Genomic DNA, 21,807 nt, shown 5'->3' on the forward strand with positions numbered 1-21,807 from the left:
GTTGCCATATCTATTGGAGGTCGCCGTGCCTGTTTGACCACTTTGGGGTTATTTGACTCGGTATGGTCCGCGCAGTACGGCCCGGGAAGGGGGAGAGACAGATGCGGGTGTTCCGCACGATCCTCGGCATGCTGTTACTGACCATCGGACTACCCGCGCTGCTGGCCGGCGGCGGACTGTGGGCCCTGATGCAACATCGGGACCCCGGCGGCGCGTTCAGCGGCGAGCTGCGCGACGTCACCGTGCCCGGGTACGCCCTCGTGGTCCCGGACATCGACCGCCTGCTGCGCGACGACGCCCCGTTCGCCCGCATCGGCACCACCCGGCTCGGGCTCGCCGCAGCCACCCCGGCCGGCCCGGCCTTCGTCGGGCTCGCACCCACCGCTGACGTCCAGCGCTACCTGGCCGGTGTCCCGCACAGCCGGGTCAGCGCCGTCGACATGGGCACCGGCGCCCTGCCGATCAGCGCCGGCAAGGTCCCCGGGCGGATCGCACCGTCCGGGCCGCCCGCCCGCCAGCCGTTCTGGACCATCCGCGGTGAGAACGGGCAGCTCAGCTGGACGCCCGGCAAGCTCACCGGCGGCCCCTACAGCCTGGTCGTGATGAACCAGGCCGCCCGGCCGATCAACCGGCTGGCCGCGATCGCCGAGGTGTGGCCGAGCTGGCTCAACTCCAGCACCTGGGGCCTGCTGACCCTCGGCACCCTGCTCGTGATGGCCAGCGTCATCATCCTGGGCTGGCCCGGCCGCCGCCGCGAGGTCGTCTACGTCGTCGAACCCAGCCAGGTCCCCGACCTGATGCAGGCCATCGGCGCTCCGCTGCCCCTCTCCGGAACCACCCTCCCGCCGAGCGGTCGCGGGAGTTGGGGCGGGGGCGGGGCGCACCGCCCGCGTACGCTCGCCGACTCCCGTCCCAGCCGTCCACCCGCGCTGCCACAGTTCTCCTGGCCCCCGAACCGCCCCGAACCCGCCGGGTCCGCGGCCTCGGGTTCCGGTTCCGGTTCCGGTTCCGCCCTGGCTCTCGCACCTGCGCCGGCACCGGTGCTCGATCCGGGCCACTCGCTCCCGGCCGGCGCGCACACTCCCGCACCGGGCAAACCGTTGAACCTGCTCAGCGAGACCCCCGCCCTCGCTGCCTCCCGGCCTGGTCCGCGGTCTGCCTCACTGCCCGGCCTGCTGCCTGACTCGGCGCCTGGCCCGCTGTCCGCCTCAGTTCCTGGCCCGCTGTCCGCTTCATCGCCCGGCTCAGTGCCCGGCTCAGTGCCCGGCCGTCGCATGGAGCGCCGCCGTGACGCCGCACCCACTGACCTGCCTGAGTTCCGCGCCACGGCGGTCGGCGCCTGGGTTGCGGCCACCGCCCCGGAACGGGCCCGGCTGACCGAGGCCCGCGCCGCGGCCCGCCTCGCGGAGGCCGCCCGCAAGTCGGCGGCCGGCAAGACCCCTCCTGGGGGGACCACGCCTGTTCAGGGTGGGGCACGCGACGGGGCGCCTGCGGAGACGCCGGTCGTGACTGCGCGCAAGCACGTCGCGGGCGAGCAACGCACTGGAAAGACGGCCGACCGCATCGCCTCACCTGAGCGTGTTGCTTCGCCTGAGCGTGTTGCTTCGCCGGTCCCGGAGAAGCCTTTGAGCGCTCCGCATGTGGTCCTGAGCACCGGGCCGGCGGCTACCGACTGGACCGCGACCGGGCTGACCCGCCTAGGCGGTGCGAGCCGGCCGAAACCGCACCAGCCCGCAGCGGAGACCACCTCGACCCCGGCAGTGCCTACCCAGACAGACAATTCGGCAGATTCGGAAGGTGCGGAGATGGTGAGTTCATCCGCTGTGAAGTCCGGTCAAGCGAAGTCCCTCGATGCATCGCCGATCGCCGAGATTCCCGCGCCTGCTACCGAGGAGCCCGAGTCCGGCTCGGGCGACTCCGGCTCCGGCTCGGGCGACTCCGGCTCCGGCTCGGGCGACACCGGCTCCGGGAAGCCGGAGACTCCGAAGCCCCCGATCGTCCCGATCCCCAGCCGCCCGGCCGGCAAGGACGAACCTGAGAACCGGACGTCAATGCACGCCATCGAATCGGGCCGCCCTCCCGCCGGCAACCCACTGCCGCAAACGGCCTCCCAGCCGGCGCAGGGCTCGCCGGTGACCGGCACCGCCCAGGCCACGATCGACGGGCCCGCCGAGAAGCAGCCGGACCAGCCTGAGCGGGCATCAATGCACGCCGTCGAACTCGACGGCCCGGCAAAGGTCCCCGCAGTCCCGACTCAAAGCAGCCCGACTGCCGCTGAGGCGCCGGCGAACGCTAAGAAGCCCAGGCCCGGACGATCGGACAACCCGCTGTCCCGTGCGCAGAGCCGGGCGAGCGGCAAGGCCATCCCCGCCGCACCCGCCCGCCAGCAGGGCGTCACCCGGCGGGCCCCAGCAGCCTGGATCAAAGCCGCCGAAACGGTGGCAGCCCGCGCGGCGCAGGCGACCGACGAGAAGGCAATCACCGACAAGGCACCCGCCGAGAATGCACCCCGACCGGCAGAAAAGCTCGCCGCCCCGAGCTCGGCCCCGAAGCCTCCCACCGCGGCCCCGAAGGCCCCCGCTGCTGACCCGAAGCCTGCCGCTGCTGGCCCGAAGCCTGCCGCTGCTGACCCGAAGCCTCCCGCTGCGGTCCGGCAGGCCGACGCCTCACCTACCCGGCCCACCCGCCCGACGGAGCCGACTCCCCAGGTCCCGCCCCGCCGCGTGCGGACAACCGCCGAAGCCTCCGCCAAGACGACCCCGCGACCCGCCGCAGCCAAGCCCCAGCCCACCGCAGCCCCGACCAAGACACCGCCCGCCAAGCCCGCCAGCAAGGTGACAGTGTCTCCGCCGGTGGACGCGGTGACCGGGGAGCCGCGGATCCGAACCACCGCGGCGGGCGGCGTACGACCCAGCTCGCGGATCCTCAGCTACCGCGAGGAGGCGGCGGAACTCCTGGGTGGCAGCAACGAGCGGCGTCGCCGGCGTACCGTCTCGGGCCGTCCCGCCGACCGTGACCAGGGCGCGGAGGATCCGCAGGGCAGCTGAGAACTCGACACCGAACGGGCCGCCCGATGGGCGGCCCGTTCGCGTCAGATCAGCGGCCAGGATCTGGCCGCTATTCGGCTTACGGTCGTGGCATGAGAGTCCTCACGACCCGCGAGCTCAACCGGACCTACCTCCACCGGCAGCTGCTCGCCACTCGCGAACCCCGCCGCGCGAGCGACATCGTCGAACACCTTGTGGCGTTGCAGGGCCAGGAGTCCGACTCGCCCTATCTGAGCCTGTGGGCGCGGTCGGCCGGCTTCCGGATCGAGGACCTGACCGAGCTGCTCGAGAACCGCGAGGTGATCCGCAGCGCACTCCTGCGCGGCACCCAGCATCTGAGCGCGGGTGTGGACTTTCCCTGGCTGCGGCCCACCCTGCAGCCCGCTCTGGACCGGCTCTCCGGCCGGGGTGGCATCCTGGCCGGCCTCGACACGGAGAAGTTCACCGAGATCGCCCGGGAAGCGCTGGCGGACGGCCCGACGACCAGACCGGAGTTGGCGAGGCGGCTCGTCGAGCGGTTCCCGGGTACCGATGTGAAGGCGCTCTCGTACGTCGTACACCTGCGGTTGCCGTTGCTGCACCCACCACCCGCCGGAGTCTGGCGGCACCGAGGGCGAGTGCGCTGCGTGCTCGCCGAAGATTGGCTGGGCCGGCCGCTGGCTGCCGGGCCGAGCCCGGAGACGCTGGTCATGCGCTATCTGGCAGCGTTCGGACCGGCGTCCGCGAAAGACCTTCAGGTCTGGTCGGGCCTCACCCGCCTGGGTGGGTTGCTCACCGAGATGCGGTCGCGGCTGCGGGTCTATCGCGACGAGAACGGCATCGATCTGTACGACGTCCCGCACGCGCCCCTGGACGACCCCGACAGTCCCGCACCCGTGGTCTTCCTGCCCGAGTTCGACAACGCGGTCCTCGGGCACGCGGACCGCGCCCGGATCATCCACCCGGGTGACCGGGCGATCGTCATGCCGGGGTGGTCGATCGTGCGTCCGACAGTACTGGTCGACGGCTTCGTGAGCGCCGTCTGGGCATTGCATGGCACAACGCTGAGCATCGCCCCGCTCCGTCCCTTGGCGCCCGCCGACGTCGCCGCGGTGGAGGAGGAGGCCGCGCGGCTGCTGGCTTTCGTAGCGCCGGACGCCGGGGCCCCCGACGTCCGGTGGGCGGAGGTCAAGGATCTGGCGATCGACCGCTCCTGGCGCCCGTGAATCTCGCCGCCGGCCATCACGAGCCACATCGTGTGCGCCGCTTGGGGCATCTCGCCCGCTGGGCGCCGCGCTCGGCTGGAGCGGCGCAACAGGCTGGGCGGGACGGCGCGGAGTGTGGAAGGGCCCCCCACGCTGCCGACATGGAGGGCCCTTTACCGGGGGGAACGGAGTAACCGAAAGGGGGCTTCGTCCGTTAAGTACGACTTTACCCCGCAACCGGCCAACTGGGAAGTCCGAGCAACAAAGGGGACAAACAGCGCGAAGGAGTGCAGCGATCGGCCGTAGGCGTCAAACGATGGTGCCGCTCCGGGCGTAGGCTGTGCCCGTGGCGGATCTTCTGGTGTGGATCGACTGTGAGATGACCGGTCTCGACCTGGGCAAGGACAAGCTCATCGAGGTCGCGGCGCTGGTCACCGATCCTGAACTCAACGTGCTCGGCGAAGGCGTCGACCTGGTCATCGCGGCTGACGACGCGGCGCTGGACGCGATGCCGCCGGTGGTTCGCGACATGCACGCCAAGTCGGGGCTGACCGACGAGGTGCGCCGCTCCGTGATCACCATGGCGGAGGCGGAGGAGCAGGTCCTGGCGTACATCCGGGAGTTCGTGCCGAACCCGCGCACCGCCCCGCTGTGCGGCAACTCGATCGCCACCGACCGTGGCTTCCTGGCCCGGGACATGCCGGCGCTCGACGCCCACCTGCACTACCGGATGATCGACGTCTCGTCGATCAAGGAGCTCTGCCGCCGGTGGTACCCGCGGGTGTACTTCGGCCAGCCGGCCAAGGGCCTGTCCCACCGCGCGCTCGCCGACATCCGGGAGAGCATCCGCGAACTGGAGTACTACCGCCGCACCGTCTTCGTCCCGCAACCGGGCCCGGACGTCGAAGCCGCCAAGGCCGTCGCCGCCGAGCTCTAGGCCACCTGGCTGGAGGCCGCCGAGTTGGACGCCGCCGAGTCGGAGGCCGCCGTAGGTCGCGGAGTCGAGGCGCCAAGGCCGTCGGGTTGGCGGCCATCTGCGCCGCGCCGGTAACCCGCTCGACGGCCCCGCGGTGGGTGTGGCTATGATTGTCCGGCACGGCGGGGATGGTTCCCGTGGGCATGGTGGTCGTAGCTCAGCTGGTAGAGCACCGGGTTGTGGTCCCGGGGGTCGCGGGTTCAAGTCCCGTCGGTCACCCCATGCGAAATGGCAAAGGCTCGGTCTGCGGACCGGGCCTTTTCGCTGCGCCGGACAGCTGAGCCGGACAGCACCGGACAGCCGCGCCGGACAGCACCGGACAGCCGCGCCGGACGGGCTCTGGGAGCGCTCCTCACGATCACAGGAAAATTTGTCGTGGGAGCGCGCAACCTTTTGGCGCCGCCGGACCACTGGGGAGTGGATCAACCTTCGTCCCCGGGAGACCCTGATGCTCGCCAAGCGCATCGTCGTGCCGATTGCGGTGCTGACGCCCGGCTCTGCGGCCACGGTGGCCGGCGGTCAGGAACGGTCCCTTGTCCGGCCTTGAAACCGAGTACGCATTCCGGCGCTTCTTCGACGATCACCACGCCGACCTGTCCCGGCTCGCCTACCTGGTCACCGGCGATTCGCAGGTCGCCGACGACCTGGCGGCCGACGCGTTCGTGGAGGTGTGGCGGCACTGGGAACGGGTCCAGGCGGCGCAGAGCCCGGTCGCGTACGCTCGCGGCATCGTGACCAACCTGGCCCGTCAGTGGATCAAGCGGCAGAGCCGGGAGCGCGCGGGCCTGCTGCGTCTGGGCCTGCTGCGCCGCGACCGCAGCGAGAGCGACACCCCCGCGATCCTGGACGTGCGCGCCGCATTGCAGCGACTTCCGCAGCGGCGCCGGGAGTGCGTCATTCTCCGGTACGCCTTCGACGTGCCGGAACGGGACGTGGCCACGATCCTGGGGATCTCGGTCGGCGCGGTGAAGAGCCACACCTCGCGGGGCGCCGCCCAGTTGAGCGAGTACCTGCAAGGGATGCCGCTGATGACGGGAGGCCACCATGGCTGAGCACCAGCCCGATCTGGGCCCGGTGCTGCGCCGGGAGGCCGAGCGGCACGCACCCGACCGGGACGCCATGCTGGCCCGGATCACGCGGCGGCGTACCGAGCCGCGCAGCCGGTGGGCGTTCACCGCGCTGCGCCCGGTCGCCGCGGCGGCCTCCGTGGTGGCGACCCTCGTCGTGGGTTTCGCCGGGATCAAGCTGGCCGGCGGCTGGACGGGCGACCGGGACACGCCCGCCGCCACCCAGAGCAGCGTTCCGGTGGCGCCCACCAGCGCAACCCCGGCTCCCGAGCCCTCAGCTTCCGCGTCCCCGTCCCGCAGGGCCAGCCGCCCCGAGAAGCCCGGCGGTACGGGCTCGACCGCCGCCACGCCGAGTTTCCGCCCGGCGGACGGCTTCCTCAGCTCGGAAGCCGTCGTCGACGGCCACTCGAACACCACCTGGGCCCAGGGCAACCTGACCCTGAACACCACGAAGGAGATCACCGCGCTGGACCTGGTGATCAGCGTGGTGCGCACGGAGGGTGTCAAGGACGCCGGCCGGTGGAGCACGGTGCCGGCCGAGATGATGACGGTCACGCTGGTCGAGGAGAAGGACGCCCTGCTCTACCGCTTCACCCTGAACCAGGGACGCACGCTGGCACCGGGCGACTACGTCTTCGCGGTGCAGTACCTGCACGCCGCCGGCGATCGCAATCCCGGCGCGGACACGTACGGCGCGATCGCCTCGGCCGGCGCCGAGAAAGCCGAGATCACCGGCGCCTTCTCAACCGGCTAGCCACACCGCGAAGACCGAGATCCGTCGGCCGGCTGGTCACACTGCGGGTTCGCGGTGGATCGGCCTGGTCAGCGAATCGACTCGAGACCGCTGTCGCCACAGACCTCGGACATCTCGACGGCGGCGGCGCTGACCGCGGCGACGGCGTCCGGCTCGTCGGCTGATCCGCGGGCGGCAACCGCCTTCGTGTAGGCCTCGGCCAGTGCGGTGGCCGCGTCGGTGACCGGGGCGTCGGCGGTGGCGCTGGTGTCGCGGATCCGGTCCACCACTCCGTCGTCCAGCAGGGTCGCGTCGCGAAGGGCCGCCGCCACCTCCCGGCAGGTGATCAGGCCGGGCGGATCGTCGATCTGTGCCGCGTCGCTGCTGGTGGTCGGTGCCGCGCTGCCGCTCGGACTCGCTACGGCGCCTGGTGCGGGCTCCGGGGCACCATTCCCGGCGCCACCTCCGACACCGCCACCGCCGCCGGAACAGCCACCGGCCAGAAACACCATCACCACCGCAAAGTGGACGATTCTTGGCATACCGGCAGGCTACGGTCGTCCCGTACATCGGCGTGCCGGAATCCGATCCTGCCCCGAACCGGACGCTGACAGGAATCACCGTCGTGCGGCATGATCGCCGGATGGTTGCGAGCGCCGAGAACTACGCCTGGTTCACCGAGCAGTGCGCCGAGCTGGCGGACGCCTACCGCCTCACCCTCGTGCGCGGCCGCACACCCGCCGAGGTGATCGAGCTGCTCGGCGGGACCGAGCCGATCCCGGTCACCGGCCTCCAGCGCCTACCCGGCCTCACCGGCGAGGCGCGGGCGGAGCGGCCAGAGGCGTCGGGCGGTGTCGTCCGCGGCGGGTTCGCCGGTGCGGCCGAGTTCGGCGACTGGACGCTGATCGTGGAGCCGGCCGGAGCCCCAGACTCCGGCGACCAGGTCGTCCGCGACCAGGTCGTCCGCGACCAGGCCGTCCGCGAGCTGTCGCGGGGGACGGAGCTGGTCTCGCACTCCGATGACGAACACTCCGACGCACGGTTCGTCTGGGCGCGGGACGGTGAGGTGCTCCTGGATTTCGACCCGTCCGGGGGGAACACCCGGCGGGGGAGTGACCCGGACCGGCTCGTCGGGATCCTGGAACGGCTCGGCTTCGACCCGAGCGGGGAGGACTCCGAGGCCACGGACGCGGCGTGGAGCCACGACAGCAGGTACCGGGAACGGGCGCTGGCGTTGGCGGAGGAGCTTTCCGGCGTACACCTGACTTTGGAAGCCCTGGAAACCGCGACCTTTTTCTGCGCCGCCCTGCCCGGCCCCGCAGCTCTTGAGCTGGTCGGGTCCGGCCCGGCGCCGATTCCCGCGCCGCGTGCCGCGCCGGAGCGGCGCGGGTCGCGGGCGGAGTCGTGGGACGACGAGTACGAGATCGACGACGTGGACGACAACGGTGAGGACGGCGACGCCGAGGGTGACGAGGAGGAGCGTGACTGGCCCCGCCTGATGGCGGCCTCGGCCCGGCGGATCGGCAAGATCTTCCGCTGACGTCAAGCCGGCGGGAAGCAGGGCGGCGCGCGGGAAGCAGGGCGGGAAGCTGGTGGGAAACGGGCGGGGAGCGGGTGGAAGGCCGGGAATGAGAGCGGGCCCGGTCGGAGGACCGGGCCCGCGTCATGCCGGGGTTGTCGCTAGTGCAGGGCGCTGCCCTTCTTGTACTCCGCCCAGCTCATGTTCCAGTCGGTCCAGCCGTTGCCGTTCTTCAGCTTCTCCTCGGTCCCGGAGACCGTGATCACGTCGCCCATCATCGTGCGGTCGAAGAGCCACTTGCCCATCGCCTCGGAGACGTTGACGCAGCCGTGTGAGACGTTCGTGCGGCCCTGGACGCCCTCGGACCACGGGGCGGCGTGGATGTACTGGCCGCTCCAGGTGATCCGCTGGGCGAAGTCGATGTCGGTGCGGTAGCCCTCTTCGGGGCCCAGCTCGTCCATCGTGTCGAAGACGGTGTGTTCCTTCTTCTCGATGACGACCATGGTGCCGCTCGAGGACGGGGTCTTCGCCTTGCCGAGGCTCACCGGGATGGTCTTGATGACCTTGCCGTCCTGCTTGACCGTCATCTTCTTGGTCTTGTTGGAGACGGTCATGATCAGGGAGCGGCCGACGTTGAGGTCGACGGTCAGGTCGGACCGGCCATACCACCCGTCGCCCATCTTCACGCCCTTGAGCTGGACCTTGTAGAAGATCTTGGAGCCGGCTTTCCAGTACACCTTGGGCCGGTAGTGCACCTCGGTGGAGCTGGTCCAGTGCCAGACGCCCTCCTGGGCCGGAGTGGCGGTCACCACCATCTTGCGCTCGACCTCGGCCCGGTACTTCTCCGGGATCTCGCGGCCGAACTTCATGATCAGCGGCATGCCCACGCCGACCTTCTGCGAGTCACCGAGGAAGCTGGTCACCCGCACCAGGTTCTTCGGCTTCTTCATGGTGGTGAAGGAGCTGGTGGTGGTGTTGTTCTTGCCCTCGGCCGCGGGGGTGTCGACGGTCACCGTGTATTTGGTGCCCCAGTCCATCGACTCGGCCGGGCGCCACACGTTCTCGTCCTGGTCGACGGTGCCCTTGACCTCGTCGCCCTTGGCGTCGGTCACCTTGACCGTGGTGTTGTCCGGGTCCTCGCTGCTGTATTTCACCTCGGACCAGGCCTCGACCTCGGTGGCCTCCTGCGCGGGAGAGGTCACCGCGACGGTGCTCAGCGTCGGCTCCGGCGATGGGGACTCCGATGTGACGGTCTCGTTTCCGCCACCCTGCCACGACGGTGCGTCGTCGCCACCACCGCTGCACGCGGTGGTCAGCAGCAGGGTTCCGGCCACCAGCGCGGCCATAGCCGCACGCCAGCGGCGGCGCGGTCTTGACCGACTTCCATCCATCTCCATGGTCCCCTCACGGCGTCCGTTCTCTCCGGCCGCCCAAGTGTGCTCCAAAAACATCAGTTGACCAATCCCGGGTTCGTGCCGCGACGGGCACTGTCCCATCGATGTACCCCGTACGGGGTGCCGGCCACTCATGGCGGGCGACCGGCGTCAGCCCAGTCCCTCGGGTGCCTTCAGAGCGCTGCCCTCGGCGAACTTTTCCCAGCTCACGTCCCATGGCGTCCAACCGTTGCCGTACTCCAGCTTGTCGCCCGTGCCCTTCACCGTGACCGGGTCACCGACGAGGGTCTTGTCGAACAGCCAGCGTGCGTTGGAGGGGGAGACATTGACACATCCGTGCGACACGTTGCGGCGACCTTGATCACCTGTCGACCACGGAGCCGAGTGAATGTACTGCCCGCTCCAGGTCAGTCGCTGTGCGTACTGGATCTCGGTGCGGTAGCCGTCCGCGCCGTCGGTGTCGGTGGTGTCGAAGACAGTCTCCGCCATCTTCTGCATGACCACCATCGTTCCGCTCGACGACGGGGTGCTCTTCTTGCCCAGGCTCACCGGCATCGTCTTGACCGTCTTGCCGTCCTGCACGACTGTCATCTTCTTCGAGCCGTTGTCGACCTTCATCTCGAAACTACGCCCGATCTTGGAGGTCGCCGACCGGTCCCGGTCGCCGTAGATGTTCTTACCGGTGGGCAGGCCACCGACGGCGATGCGGACCTTCAGCGTGGTGCCGGGCTTCCAGAATTCCGGGGCGCGGTAGTAGGCCTGGGTGCCGCTCGCCGTCCACGACCAGACGCCCGGCTGCGCCGGCTCGGTCTCCACGAACATCCGCTTCTGCACCTCGGCCCGGTCGGCCTTCTTGATGCCCGGGTTGAACTCGACCACCACCGGCATCGCGACGCCGTAGGTGTTGCCGTCGAACAGGTAGAGACCCGTCCCGGTGCGGCGGCCCGGCTCACCCATCGTGGTGAAGGAGGTCGTCTGAGTCGTCGAGGCACCGCCCTGTCCGGTGGCGACGACAGTTGCCTCGTACGTCTGCTTGGTCTTCAAGGGTTTGCTCGGCACCCAGCTGGACCCGTCCTCGCGCATCTCGCCCGAGACGGCCTTGCCCTTGGCGTCCTTGAGCGTGACGGAGGTGACCTCGCCGCCGCTCACCTTGACGCCGATCTCGGAACTGACCGGCACGTTCTTCTTGTCCTTGGCCGGCGTGATCGTCAGCGACACCGGGCTCGCCACCGTGGTGCTCTCCGGCACCGGCGCGCCCGAGGCACTGCCGGACGCGGCGGGTTCGGCGGCGGCCGGCTCGGTGAAGGTCGGTTTCGGATCGTCGCCACACGCGGCGAGGGGGGCGATCAGGGCGAGTGCCATGATCGCCGCCAGTGAGCGGCGAAGGTGAACCATCGGTGGGGCCCCGTTCTGGAGTTCTCAGCGCAGACATACTGACTCATGGACGCAAGTTGCGGGTCCCCCTTGAGGTGGGAAGTGGTCGATTTCAAGGATCTCCGGAGGGCGTGCTACCGTTTTGACGTTGCATGGCCAGCGTCGCTAGCTCAACTGGCAGAGCAGCGGACTCTTAATCCGCGGGTTGTAGGTTCAAGTCCTACGCGACGCACTTCTTCTCCACACGAAGCCCCGACGAGCGACACCGTCGGGGCTTCTCTCATGCGTCCATGACGAAGCTCATAGGTCCTTGACGAAGCTCATAGGTCCTTGACGAAGATCAGGCACTCGTCCGGTGTGATCCGCACGGTGCCGTCGGCGTCCCGGTGCTCGCGGAAGGTCTTGAGGCGGCCGTGCGGCCACTCCCGGAAACCGGCGCCGTCGTACAGGCGTACCGCGATGGTGTTCTCCAGGTCGACGCCCACCGCGACCCGGCGATGGCCCCGCTCCCGCAGCGCCGCCTCGGCGGCGCCGATCAGGAAGGTGGCCAGGCCGGTCCGGCGCCGATGCAGGACGACGGCCAGCCGGTGCAGCATCGGTGTCTCGCCGAGGTGTTCGATGATCTCGGGCTCGTCCGGGCACCCGGTGGACACGAACATGGCCGCGGCCGGCCGGTGGTTGATCTCCGCTAGGAGGATGCGGCCCGGCAGTTCGAAGCGCCTGCGATAGACGCCGCCGAGGAACGGGCCGAAGACGTGGTCCAGCAGGATGAGATCCGCGGGACCCGCCGCTGTGATGGTGATGTCCCGCACGGTGTCATCGTGCCCTTTCGTGGCGATGCCGTCACTCCGGGACCGGCGCCGGTGCCGATCCCGGAGTGAGCTGATCCGACCCCGAAGTGACCTGATCAGGCACGGGCTGACATCGCCACCGAGGCGATCAGCATGATCAGGATCATCGAGACGAGAAGGATGCTGCCGACCGCCGCGGTGGCGGCCCGGATGACCTCGCGGAATGGGCCGAGGGCGGTGCTGAGCAGCCGGATCGCGAGCGCGGTGAGGACCAGTGCCATCAGCAGGATCGCGACCAGGCCGCCTGAGGTGTCGGTTTCGGCCGCGGACAGGGTCGCCGGAACGGCTGACTTCGAAAGGGCCGCGCTGAGAGTTACCGTGAGCATGGTGTCTTCCCTTCGGCCTGCACGTGATGAACTGCGCGGGTGGGGCCTGACGGGGATGGAACCTGCAACGTCCTCGGTGGCCGCCGGGGACGTTGTTGCTTCTGCGGTGGGTGCCGGCGCGGCGCGGTGGGCGATCGTGCGGACGGGGCCATGTGACCTCCTCGACCATCTCCTTAACCTTGGTTAAGTCGTCGGATTGTCTTCAGGCTAAACTTCAGTTTTGACTGAAGCAACGACTTGGTGACGGCACCGCGGTGCGCACTCGTGAACTCATGTTCATTCATCTAGGGTGTGCGGCGTGCGGAAATCGGCCCGTGGTTCAGTGCTTGCTGAACCTCGCTGAAGGGCGGCGTGATGGCTAACCCCGGAGCTGAAGTGCTGGCGCGACGGCTGCGTGAGCTGCGCGGGAGCCTCAAGCAGCAGGTGCTCGCCAAGGCGCTGGGGGTGAGCGTGCCGCTGGTCTCCTCGTGGGAGCACGGCAAGGCGGTGCCACCTGTCGACCGGCTCGAGGGTTACGCGCGCTTCTTCGCGGGGGACGGTGACCCGCAGGCGGAGCTGGACGAGGCCGGGCTTCAGCGTTTCCAGGATCTGCGGGCTGAACTGCTGCACCTGCGCCCCTCCTTCGGCGACGCGCCCGGCGATCTCGGGACCCGGGCGCCGCAGGAGGGTCTGTGGCATTTCGTGGACCGGGCGCCGATCACCATCGTCTGCGCCGCCCTGCCCAAGAGCCTGCGCGCGGACGCGCAATACACGTCTCCGGAAAGTCCGGATTACATAGAGTTGTATACTTATGCCGACCTTGATGCCCTGATGGAGCTGTACGGCCATCTGGTCGCCGCGAATCCCGGCGTCACGGTCACCCGGAAACTGGCCGATCAACTCACACCGAACGATCTCACCAATCACCTCGTACTTCTCGGTGGAGTCGACTGGAACCCGATGACCGGGGACGTGATCAGTGCGCTGGAGGTCCCCGTGAGCCAGGAGCGCCGGGAGGAGGATCCCGATGTCGGCGCCTTCCGCGTGCTCGAGGGCGGCCGGGAGCTGGTCTTCCGTTCGGTGCTGGAGGACGCGGATCCGCACGCGCGGCTGATCCAGGACGTCGCCCTGTTCCTGCGCGGCCCGAACCCGTTCAACCAGAAGCGCACGGTCACCATCTGCAACGGCAACTACGGGCGTGGCACGCTCGCCGCGGTGCGTACGCTGACCGATCCCCGTTTCCGCGACCGCAACCGGGTCTACGTCGAGTCGCAGTTCGGTGCCGGAGCGACGTTCAGCATCCTGGCCAGGGTCAACATCGTGCAGGGCATGATGATCACTCCGGACTGGACGCACGAGGACACCGTCCTGCACGAGTGGTCGCGGACGGCATGACCGCTCCGGCTGCCACGCGGTACCTCGTCGAGTCCACCCTGCTGGCGGCCCGCAAGGTCGGTCACCGTTTCTCGCACGGCCACCTGCTGGTGCACGGGGAGCCGGCCGGGCCTGGTGAGGTGCCCGCCATCGTGGTGCCGACCATCCGCAACCCGGCCGCGATCCGGGACGCCCTGCTGCTCGGCAAGGAGCTGGGCCGCCCGGTCGTGGCGCTGTGCAGCCGCTGGTCTTCACCGCAGACGGTCCGCAAGGAAGCCGAGATGATCGGCGCCCACGTCATCGCGGTCGAGGTCACCGACCGTTCCGCCCTGCCGTCGTTCGCCTGCGACAGCCTGGTCCGCGACGCCGCCATGATCGGACTCGACCGGCCCAACGACGTCAGCCGCAAACGCAACCTCGGTATCGCCGCGGCCCGGATGCTCGGCTGGCACGGCGTGGTCTTCCTCGACGACGACATCACCGACCTGCAACCGGACGCGATCCGTACCGCCGCCGGCCTGCTCGACAGCCACAACGTCGCCGCGCTGCGCAACGTCGGCTACCCGGACAACTCCGTGGTCTGCCACGCCCGCCGCGAGGTCGGTCTCACCCAGGACACGTTCGTGGGCGGCGGCGCCATGGCGGTACGCGTCACGCCGCAGACCTCTTTCTTCCCCACCATCTACAACGAGGACTGGTTCTTCCTCGTCGGGCGCCGCCGGATCGAGCGGGTAGCGGTCTGCGGCAAGGTGAGCCAGCGGGAGTACGACCCGTACCTGTCCCCGGCGCGCGCCCGCTCCGAGGAGTTCGGCGACGTCCTGGCCGAGGGGCTGTTCGCGCTCTCGGCGGAGGACCGGCCGCTGCTGGCCGCCACCGAGGAGTACTGGCGGGACTTCCTGGCCGACCGGCGAGAGATGATCGATCAGATCCTGGAGCGGCTGGCGAAGCGCCCCGCCGACGATCGGCGGCGGCGGATGACGCAGACCCTGATCGGGGCGAAGGGCCGCTGCATGGTGATCGATCCGGCGTTCTGCGTGCGGTACCTGGCGGCCTGGCGTGAGGACCTCGAAGTGTGGCGGAAGTTCCTCGCCGGTCTGCCCCGCCACCGCGACGCCGCCGAGGCTTTCGTCGCGCTGGGGCTGAAAGTTTACGAGCACCGTCCCCGATAATTTCGGCCTGACTTCCCTTGAAAGCATTCAGCGGTGCAGCTCAGCCCGCTTTCGAAAGTTTCGGAAATTTATCGGTAGTCAACCGTTGACGCGGGCGTATCACCTCTCAACAATGAGACAGCGACGGTCGTCGATTCACCGCTCTTTCTCGTCGAAAAGGTGATCCCCCATGCCCAGAAACAGAGTGCTGTTCGCCGGGGTGGCGGCTGTCCTCGCCGCCACCGGCGCGGTGCTGCTCGCCCCAGCAGCAGAGGCAGCCACCACCCTCGGTGCTGCCGCCGCGCAGAGCGGCCGCTACTTCGGCACCGCCATCAGCGCCGGGAAGCTGTCCGACGCGGCCTACACGTCCATCGCCGGCCGCGAGTTCGACATGGTCACCGCCGAGAACGAGATGAAGCTCGACGCCACCGAGCCGAACCAGAACCAGTTCAACTACACCAACGGTGACCGGGTGGCCAACTGGGCGACGAGCAACGGCAAGCGCCTGCGCGGGCACACCCTGGCCTGGCACTCCCAGCAGCCGGGCTGGATGCAGAGCATGAGCGGGACGTCGCTGCGCAACGCCATGCTCAACCACGTCACCCAGGTCGCCACCCATTACCGGGGCAAGATCTACGCCTGGGACGTGGTGAACGAGGCGTTCTCCGACAACGGCGACGGCTCGCGCCGCGACTCCAACCTGCAGCGGACCGGCAACGACTGGATCGAGGCGGCGTTCCGGGCCGCGCGGACGGCTGATTCCGGCGCGAAGCTCTGCTACAACGACTACAACATCGACAACTGGAGCCACGCCAAGACGCAGGCCGTCTACAACATGGTGCGTGACTTCAAGTCGCGGCAGGTGCCGATCGACTGCGTGGGTCTGCAGGCGCACTTCAACAGCGGCAACCCGGTACCCGCCAACTTCTCCACGACGGTTGCCGGCTTCGCCGCGCTCGGTGTCGACGTGCAGATCACCGAGCTCGACATTCAGGGCTCCGGCACCGACCAGGCGAACAAGTTCCGGACCGTGGTCGACGCCTGCCTGGCGGTGGCCCGCTGCACCGGGATCACCGTCTGGGGCGTCCGCGACAGCGACTCCTGGCGGGCGAGCGACACGCCGCTGCTCTTCGACGGCAGCGGCAACAAGAAGGCCGCCTACACCGCGACGCTGGACGCCCTCAACGCCGCCGGCCCGTCGAACCCGACCACCGGGCCGACGACGCCCGCCACGGACTGCCGCAACGGATACGTCGGGCTCACCTACGACGACGGCCCGAATCCGGGCAACACCACCAACCTGCTCAACGCGCTGCGCTCCAACGGCCTGCGCGCCACGATGTTCAACACCGGGCAGAACGCGGCCGCCAACCCGGCACTGGTCCAGGCGCAGGTCACGGCCGGCATGTGGGTGGCCAACCACAGCGACACCCACCCGCACATGCTGACGCTGAGCAGCGCACAGATGAGCTCGGAGCTGTCGCGGACGCAGAGTGCGATCCAGGCCGGCGGCGGCGGCACTCCGGTGCTCTTCCGGCCGCCGTACGGTGAAACGAACGCCACCCTCGAGTCGGCCGCCTCCGCCCTCGGCATGCGGACGATCGTCTGGGACGTCGACTCGCAGGACTGGAACGGTGCCACCACGGCTCAGATCGTGCAGCGGGCCGGCACCCTGACCAACGGCCAGATCATCCTGATGCACGACCAGTACGCGACGACCGTCGGCGCCATCCCGCAGATCGCGTCCGACCTGCGTACCCGTGGCCTCTGCGCCGGCATGATCTCGCCCTCGACCGGTCGCGCGGTGGCACCGGGCGGTACGACGCCCACGACCGGGCCCACCACGCCGCCGCCGTCCGGCGGCTGCACGGCCACCTACTCCGAGGGGCAGAAGTGGAGTGACCGGTTCAACGGCCAGGTAGCGGTCACCGGCAGCTCCAGCTGGACGGTGACGGTCACCGTGCGGTCGCCGCAGAAGATCATCAACACCTGGAACGCCGCGGTCTCCTGGGACTCCAGCGGCAACGTGATGACCGCCCGCCCGAACGGCAGCGGCAACACCTTCGGATTCACCATCCAGCACGGCGGCAACTGGGCCTGGCCCACGCTGACGTGCGGCGCAGCCTGATTCCCGTTCCCCACACCGCCGCGGGCGTGGACCCCACCACGCCCGCGGCGGGCTGCCCGGACCGTCGGGGGAGATCACCGGGCCAGGGTGGGGTGACGCGTGCCGTCGGACGAACTGCTCACCGGGGACGACCTGGACGCCATGGGACACGAGGCGCTTCAGGCCGAGGACCCGTCCGCCCAGATAGCGGCCCTCGTCGAGGCGGTCGACCGCGAACAGCTAGCGGATCCCGCCGACGCGGGTTACGCCCTGACCCTCGCCGCCGAGACCAACGAGCGGCAGGGTGACCTGACCGGCGCTCTCGCCCTGATCGATCGGGCCGTCGAGGTCTCCGGGCCGGGGGCGGACAGCTTCCCCCGGTCGTACCGCGGTCTCATACTTCATCGCCTCGGGCGCGAGGACGAGGCGATGGCACAGTTCAGCGCCGTGCGGCCGCGTCTGGTCCGGGATGCCGACGCCGCGTCGTCGCTGTCCGAGGCGATGGAGGAGTGCGGCAGTTCGTCGATCGCCGAGCAGTGGCTGACGGCGGCGCTGGAGACCCTGCTGGATCGCGCCGGAGAACCGGACGACCATGGCCTCCGGGTGCTCCACGCGCTGCTGCGGGCCCGCCGGCGTATTCGGCACGAGCTCGGCCTGCCGCCGGACGAGATGGACGAGACCGCCGACCGGATGCGGCTCGTCCAGAACGGTCTCGACCCGGATGAGCCGGACGGGCCGATCGGGCCGGACGGGCCGGCCCCGCTGTTCTGGTCGCGGGAGGAGTTCGACCGGGTGATGCTGCGCTGGCCGGCTCTCGCCGAGGTGTACGGCCGGACCTGGGACGAGCACCGCGCCTCGATCGAGAAAACCCTGACCGAGGCCGAGGGAGGGTGGTGGGCGCTGTCGCAGGGCACCGCGGAGGGACTGGCCGCCTACGCTGCCCGGCGCGGCGCCGATCCGGCCGATCCGGCGACCCGGGTCGGCTACGAGAACCAGCAGAAGAGCATGCCTTCCGGCATGCCCTGGCCGCCCGCGCGTAACGGGCCGTGCTGGTGCCGTTCCGGGTCGAAGTACAAGAAGTGTTGCTTGCCACGATCCCGCGCGTGACCCCCCTGTCCTGGTGAGAAGGGTCCGGCCGGTGTGCTAACGTTCTGCCTCGTTGCAAGGCGCTGCTAGCTCAACTGGCAGAGCAGCGGACTCTTAATCCGCGGGTTGTAGGTTCAAGTCCTACGCGGCGCACAGCACGAGAAAGCCCCGTCCGGTCACCGGGCGGGGCTTCTTGCTGTGCGGCACTTCGAACGCTGGGAGATCAGACGCTGGAGAAGATCGCGCCCATGCTGCCGAGGCCACCCATCACGGCGATCAGGATCGCCGGGCCGATGAAGATGTAGCCGAGGACGAGACCCGCGACAGCCATGCCCTGACCGGACTTCTCGCCGCGCTTGGTCTCGGCGAGTCCGATGTGGCCGAAGATCACCGCGAGCAGCGACGGGATGCCCCAGGCGCAGATGAACAGCAGCAGGCCGACGATGCCGAGCACCATCGAGGCGACCGCCCAGCCCGACGTGGGCGGGCCGAGCCGGCCGACGACAACGGGCTGGTACATCGGCGGTGCGGGGTATCCGGCCTGCGGCGGGTATCCGGCCGGCGACTGCGGGTAACCGGCGGGCGACTGCGGGTAGCCGGTGGCCGGGGGGCCCGAGTAGGGCTGCGGCGGGAAGGGCGCGGACGGCGGCGCACTGTCGGGAGCCGGGTAGGGCTGGCCGTAGGGCGAGTCCGGCGCCTTGTAGGCCTGGCCGAAGGGCGCGGCGGGCGGTGCGCTGTCCGGAGCCGGGTAGGGCGCCTGACCATACGGCCCGTACGGCTGGGCGGGCGGCGCACTGTTCGGAGCCTGGTACGGCGGCTGCGGCGGGAAAGGCGCGGTCGGTGGGGCGCTGTCGGGTGCGGCGCTGTCAGGTGCGGCGTACGGAGACGGCTGCTGCTGAGCGTCGTACTCCGGCTGCCCGAAGGGCTGCGTCGGATCGTACGGCGGCTGGTTGGGCGGCTGTGACATCGTGCTCCGAGTTCCTGCTCAGGAGGGCGGAACTGGACGGTCCCACCCGTATAGACCGTTCGCTCATGCTGCCGCCCCGAACTCGGCGTGGCTATACACCGCAACCCATTTGGTACGAAAGTCGAAGCGGACGACCCGGTCGGCGGTAACCCGATCGGGGCGGCACCGGACCGGCCCGCAGGCAGCCGCCGGGCCTATCCTCGGCGGCATGACGCGCGTCCTGCTGATCTCGGGTAGCACCCGTGACGGAGCCCTGCACACCGCCGCGCTCCGGACAGCCGCCCGCTATGCCCCACCGGGAATCACCACCACGCTCTTCGACGGACTACGGCACCTGCCGGCGTTCATACCCGGGGACCCGGAGAATCCGGAGGCCGTCGCCGCGCTGCGGCAGCAGGTCGTCCAGGCGGACGCGCTGTTGTTCTGCACTCCGGAGTATGCCGGTTCGCTGCCCGGCAGTCTGAAGAACCTGCTCGACTGGCTGGTCGACGGCGGTGAACTGACCGGCAAACCGGCCGCCTGGCTCTCCGTGGTGGGGCCCGAGCGCGACGACGGCGCCCGGGTGTCGCTCGAGTCGGTGCTCGAGCACGGCGGCGCCCGCCTGCTGCGTCCCGCCTGCATCCGGATCCCGCTGGAGATGAGCGCCGTGGACGGCGACGGCCTGGTCACCGACGACCGGCTGCACGTGGCGCTGCAGGACATGGTGCAGGCCCTGATCCGCGGCCTGGCAGGTGCCGAACCGCGGCCGCAGCCCTCCTGGCAGGCGCACTCCAGCGTCTACCCGGTGATCCAGCGGCAGAGTTCGCCCACCTTCCGGAGCGGGGCGCCCCGGTCGTGGCCGAGCGATTTCAGCTGATGCCGCGTCCGGCCGCGGCGCAGGCGTCCGCCCCGGCGCACTTGGTCAGCGCGATCAGGGCGGCGTCCAGCTCGGCGAGCCGGGCGGGTGCGAGGGTACGGGCCAGATTGCGCAGCTGAAGCGGATCGTCCCTGCGGTCGTAGTACTCCCGTGACCCGTCCACGTACCGCACGTAGGTGTACCGCGCTGTCCGCAGCGCGTCGTACGCGGGCGGAATGTTCAGGCTGTCCCGCTGGTAGTCGGGATCCGCCGGATCGGTGGCGGGATCGCGGTGCTCGATCAGCGAGGCGGTACGCCACTGCGCCGGGTTCCCACCCTCGAGCAGCGGCTTGATGCTGCGGCCGTCCGCCTCGGCCGGCGGTTGCGCCCCGGCCAGGTCGGCGAAGGTGGGGCGCAGGTCGATGTTCTCCACGGGCGCACCGACGGTACGACCGGCGCGGATCCCCGGGCCGGCCACCACCAGCGGCACGTTGATGTCGGTGTCGAACGCGGTCTGCTTGCCGGACGGCAGCCGGTACTCGCCCATGTGGTAGCCGTTGTCGGAGCTGAAGATCACGACGGTGCGGTCGGCGACACCGGCCTTGGAGAGGGTGGCCCGCAGCGATCCGAGCATGCGGTCGATCGACTGGATCGACTGGACCCGCTTACGGAACTCCACGTCCAGCCGGGCCTGCTGGGACAGCGTGAGGATCGGGACACGCTTGAGCCACGGCGGAGCCTCCACCGGCAGCTTGTTCCAGGCACCGTTGCGGGGAGCCTTCAGTCCCGGGAACGCGTTCGCGTCCTGCGGCGCCGGTGTGTACGGGCTGTGCGGCGCGTACGTCGACACCTCCACCATGAACGGGGCTCCGGCCGCCGCCGAGGTCGTGATGAACGCGGACGCCTTCGCCGAGATCACGTCGGTGAGGTAGTCCTGCGGCGCCGAGCCGTACTTGCGGACCACGTTGTTCTCGTTGAGCAGGTAGTCGAAGTTGTTGTAGGCGTTGCCGCCGGCCACCCACATGTCCCAGCCCGGCGGCACGTACGGCGTACCGATGCCCTGCGGTTTCTTGGCGTGGTACTCGTTCAGATATTTGCCGAGGAACGCGGTCCGGTACCCGGCGGCCTGCAGGTCGGTGGCGAAGGTCGAGTTCTCCTCGCCCCGGCTGTGGAAGAGCTGGAACCCGCCGTCCGACCCGTGGTTCTTGAAGATCCCGGTGTTGTGCGGGAACTGTCCTTTGAGGATCGAGGCACGCGAGGGACAGCACAGTGAGTCGGTCACCGTGTAGTTGGTGAACGTGGTGCCCTCCCGCTGAAGCGCCTGCACGTTCGGCATGTACCGCACGAGGTTCTCGGACAGATCGTCGGTGAGGACGAACACGATGTTGGGCGGCTTCGGCGCCGACTCGGTACGCGCGGGTGACGCCGCCGCCACCGGGGCCCCGCCCTTGTTCTGCGGCCCGCACGCGGCTGTGGCCAGGAGTGACACGAGTGCGAGAACGAGACCGGCGGTGCGGCTGTGGCGAGAGGTCATGGTGCGGCGGCTGCTCCGTCGGAAAGAAGAGGCGTCGGAAAAGAAGAGGGTGACTCCAGGAGGGTAGTCGGCGAGCTTACCGGCCCTTGAGGTGATCTTTAAGAATGCCTCAACGACGCCCGCGAAACGGCAAAAGGGGCGGATAGTTCCGGCATGACGAGCATCGCCATGATCGCCTGCGCGGAGCCGCGGCCCCGCCGGCGCCGCCTTGTACCGCGCCGCCCGCGCCTGCCGCTGCGGCCGCCCCGCTCACCGCGGCGAGCGGGTGTCACGCGCCCGCGCTGAAGCGGGCGGGGCCACACCTCA

The 21,807-nt window shown here is 69.8% G+C and carries 18 protein-coding genes and 3 tRNA genes; 14 read left to right on the forward strand and 7 right to left on the reverse strand.

Going from position 1 to position 21,807, the window contains the following annotated elements; genetic code table 11:
* Nucleotides 1-101 precede the first annotated feature (101 nt).
* The 6 genes from ACFQV6_RS28085 to ACFQV6_RS28110 all read left to right on the forward strand — a co-directional run bounded on the left by ACFQV6_RS28085 (nucleotide 102) and on the right by ACFQV6_RS28110 (nucleotide 7,028).
* Entirely contained in the window at nucleotides 102-3,047 is a 2,946-nt protein-coding gene (locus ACFQV6_RS28085; protein WP_378030603.1) for a hypothetical protein, read from the forward strand.
* 92 nt (nucleotides 3,048-3,139) lie between these two features.
* Nucleotides 3,140-4,252 (forward strand): winged helix DNA-binding domain-containing protein, encoded by a 1,113-nt coding sequence (locus tag ACFQV6_RS28090; RefSeq protein WP_378030604.1) that lies wholly within the window; start codon nucleotides 3,140-3,142, stop codon nucleotides 4,250-4,252.
* Between the two features lie 319 nt (nucleotides 4,253-4,571).
* Complete coding sequence (orn, locus tag ACFQV6_RS28095) at nucleotides 4,572-5,168, forward strand: oligoribonuclease (protein ID WP_378030605.1); 597 nt, start codon at nucleotides 4,572-4,574, stop codon at nucleotides 5,166-5,168.
* 185 nt (nucleotides 5,169-5,353) lie between these two features.
* Nucleotides 5,354-5,429: transfer RNA gene (locus tag ACFQV6_RS28100), tRNA-His, on the forward strand.
* A gap of 311 nt (nucleotides 5,430-5,740) precedes the next feature.
* A complete protein-coding gene (locus ACFQV6_RS28105) occupies nucleotides 5,741-6,259 on the forward strand; it encodes a SigE family RNA polymerase sigma factor (protein WP_378030606.1) in 519 nt (172 codons plus the stop codon).
* Nucleotides 6,252-7,028: a hypothetical protein gene (locus tag ACFQV6_RS28110; RefSeq protein ID WP_378030607.1), complete on the forward strand. Its 777-nt coding sequence runs from the start codon at nucleotides 6,252-6,254 to the stop codon at nucleotides 7,026-7,028. Before ACFQV6_RS28105 ends, ACFQV6_RS28110 begins: the two co-directional genes overlap by 8 nt.
* Before the next feature lie 68 nt (nucleotides 7,029-7,096).
* Here the strand turns inward: ACFQV6_RS28110 and ACFQV6_RS28115 are convergent, their stop codons facing one another.
* On the reverse strand, nucleotides 7,097-7,549 hold the full coding sequence (locus ACFQV6_RS28115; RefSeq protein ID WP_378030608.1) for a hypothetical protein: 453 nt from the start codon (nucleotides 7,547-7,549) through the stop codon (nucleotides 7,097-7,099).
* A 101-nt stretch (nucleotides 7,550-7,650) separates the two neighbouring features.
* On the opposite strand from ACFQV6_RS28115, the gene ACFQV6_RS28120 reads away from it, so the two are divergent.
* Nucleotides 7,651-8,547: a DUF6461 domain-containing protein gene (locus tag ACFQV6_RS28120; protein ID WP_378030609.1), complete on the forward strand. Its 897-nt coding sequence runs from the start codon at nucleotides 7,651-7,653 to the stop codon at nucleotides 8,545-8,547.
* 140 nt (nucleotides 8,548-8,687) lie between these two features.
* Here ACFQV6_RS28120 and ACFQV6_RS28125 read toward each other — a convergent pair whose 3' ends face one another.
* Nucleotides 8,688-9,872, reverse strand: a complete 1,185-nt coding sequence (locus ACFQV6_RS28125) for an Ig-like domain-containing protein (protein WP_378030610.1) — start codon at nucleotides 9,870-9,872, stop codon at nucleotides 8,688-8,690.
* Nucleotides 9,873-10,070: 198 nt separating this feature from the next.
* Nucleotides 10,071-11,315 carry an Ig-like domain-containing protein gene (locus tag ACFQV6_RS28130; RefSeq protein ID WP_378030611.1) on the reverse strand — a complete coding sequence of 415 codons (1,245 nt, stop codon included), beginning with the start codon at nucleotides 11,313-11,315 and terminating at the stop codon, nucleotides 10,071-10,073.
* Between the two features lie 138 nt (nucleotides 11,316-11,453).
* Between ACFQV6_RS28130 and ACFQV6_RS28135 the strand changes: the two genes are divergently transcribed.
* Nucleotides 11,454-11,526: transfer RNA gene (locus tag ACFQV6_RS28135), tRNA-Lys, on the forward strand.
* Between the two features lie 88 nt (nucleotides 11,527-11,614).
* Here the strand turns inward: ACFQV6_RS28135 and ACFQV6_RS28140 are convergent.
* Both ACFQV6_RS28140 and ACFQV6_RS28145 read right to left on the reverse strand, forming a co-directional pair.
* Nucleotides 11,615-12,106 (reverse strand): GNAT family N-acetyltransferase, encoded by a 492-nt coding sequence (locus ACFQV6_RS28140; RefSeq protein WP_378030612.1) that lies wholly within the window; start codon nucleotides 12,104-12,106, stop codon nucleotides 11,615-11,617.
* 95 nt (nucleotides 12,107-12,201) lie between these two features.
* Nucleotides 12,202-12,471: a hypothetical protein gene (locus tag ACFQV6_RS28145; RefSeq protein WP_378030613.1), complete on the reverse strand. Its 270-nt coding sequence runs from the start codon at nucleotides 12,469-12,471 to the stop codon at nucleotides 12,202-12,204.
* Nucleotides 12,472-12,825: 354 nt separating this feature from the next.
* On the opposite strand from ACFQV6_RS28145, the gene ACFQV6_RS28150 reads away from it, so the two are divergent.
* The 5 genes from ACFQV6_RS28150 to ACFQV6_RS28170 all read left to right on the forward strand — a co-directional run bounded on the left by ACFQV6_RS28150 (nucleotide 12,826) and on the right by ACFQV6_RS28170 (nucleotide 18,318).
* On the forward strand, nucleotides 12,826-13,845 hold the full coding sequence (locus ACFQV6_RS28150) for a helix-turn-helix domain-containing protein (protein WP_378030614.1): 1,020 nt from the start codon (nucleotides 12,826-12,828) through the stop codon (nucleotides 13,843-13,845).
* Nucleotides 13,842-14,993: a hypothetical protein gene (locus ACFQV6_RS28155; protein ID WP_378030615.1), complete on the forward strand. Its 1,152-nt coding sequence runs from the start codon at nucleotides 13,842-13,844 to the stop codon at nucleotides 14,991-14,993. The genes ACFQV6_RS28150 and ACFQV6_RS28155 overlap by 4 nt, the downstream gene beginning before the upstream one ends.
* A gap of 169 nt (nucleotides 14,994-15,162) precedes the next feature.
* The gene (locus ACFQV6_RS28160; protein WP_378030616.1) at nucleotides 15,163-17,100 is read left to right on the forward strand and encodes an endo-1,4-beta-xylanase; all 1,938 of its coding nucleotides are present in this window, start codon (nucleotides 15,163-15,165) and stop codon (nucleotides 17,098-17,100) included.
* Nucleotides 17,101-17,199: 99 nt separating this feature from the next.
* A complete protein-coding gene (locus ACFQV6_RS28165; RefSeq protein ID WP_378030617.1) occupies nucleotides 17,200-18,186 on the forward strand; it encodes an SEC-C metal-binding domain-containing protein in 987 nt (328 codons plus the stop codon).
* Between the two features lie 59 nt (nucleotides 18,187-18,245).
* Nucleotides 18,246-18,318, forward strand: a tRNA-Lys gene (locus tag ACFQV6_RS28170).
* Nucleotides 18,319-18,388: 70 nt separating this feature from the next.
* Here the strand turns inward: ACFQV6_RS28170 and ACFQV6_RS28175 are convergent.
* Nucleotides 18,389-19,132 carry a DUF4190 domain-containing protein gene (locus ACFQV6_RS28175; RefSeq protein ID WP_378030618.1) on the reverse strand — a complete coding sequence of 248 codons (744 nt, stop codon included), beginning with the start codon at nucleotides 19,130-19,132 and terminating at the stop codon, nucleotides 18,389-18,391.
* Nucleotides 19,133-19,340: 208 nt separating this feature from the next.
* On the opposite strand from ACFQV6_RS28175, the gene ACFQV6_RS28180 reads away from it, so the two are divergent.
* Nucleotides 19,341-19,988 carry an NADPH-dependent FMN reductase gene (locus ACFQV6_RS28180; protein WP_378030619.1) on the forward strand — a complete coding sequence of 216 codons (648 nt, stop codon included), beginning with the start codon at nucleotides 19,341-19,343 and terminating at the stop codon, nucleotides 19,986-19,988.
* Here ACFQV6_RS28180 and ACFQV6_RS28185 read toward each other — a convergent pair.
* A complete protein-coding gene (locus ACFQV6_RS28185; protein WP_378030620.1) occupies nucleotides 19,981-21,501 on the reverse strand; it encodes a sulfatase in 1,521 nt (506 codons plus the stop codon). The two genes, ACFQV6_RS28180 and ACFQV6_RS28185, sit on opposite strands and share 8 nt — an antisense overlap.
* Nucleotides 21,502-21,807: the final 306 nt, after the last annotated feature.

The organism is Actinoplanes sp. GCM10030250, assembly GCF_042666575.1.
Taxonomy (GTDB): domain Bacteria; phylum Actinomycetota; class Actinomycetes; order Mycobacteriales; family Micromonosporaceae; genus Actinoplanes.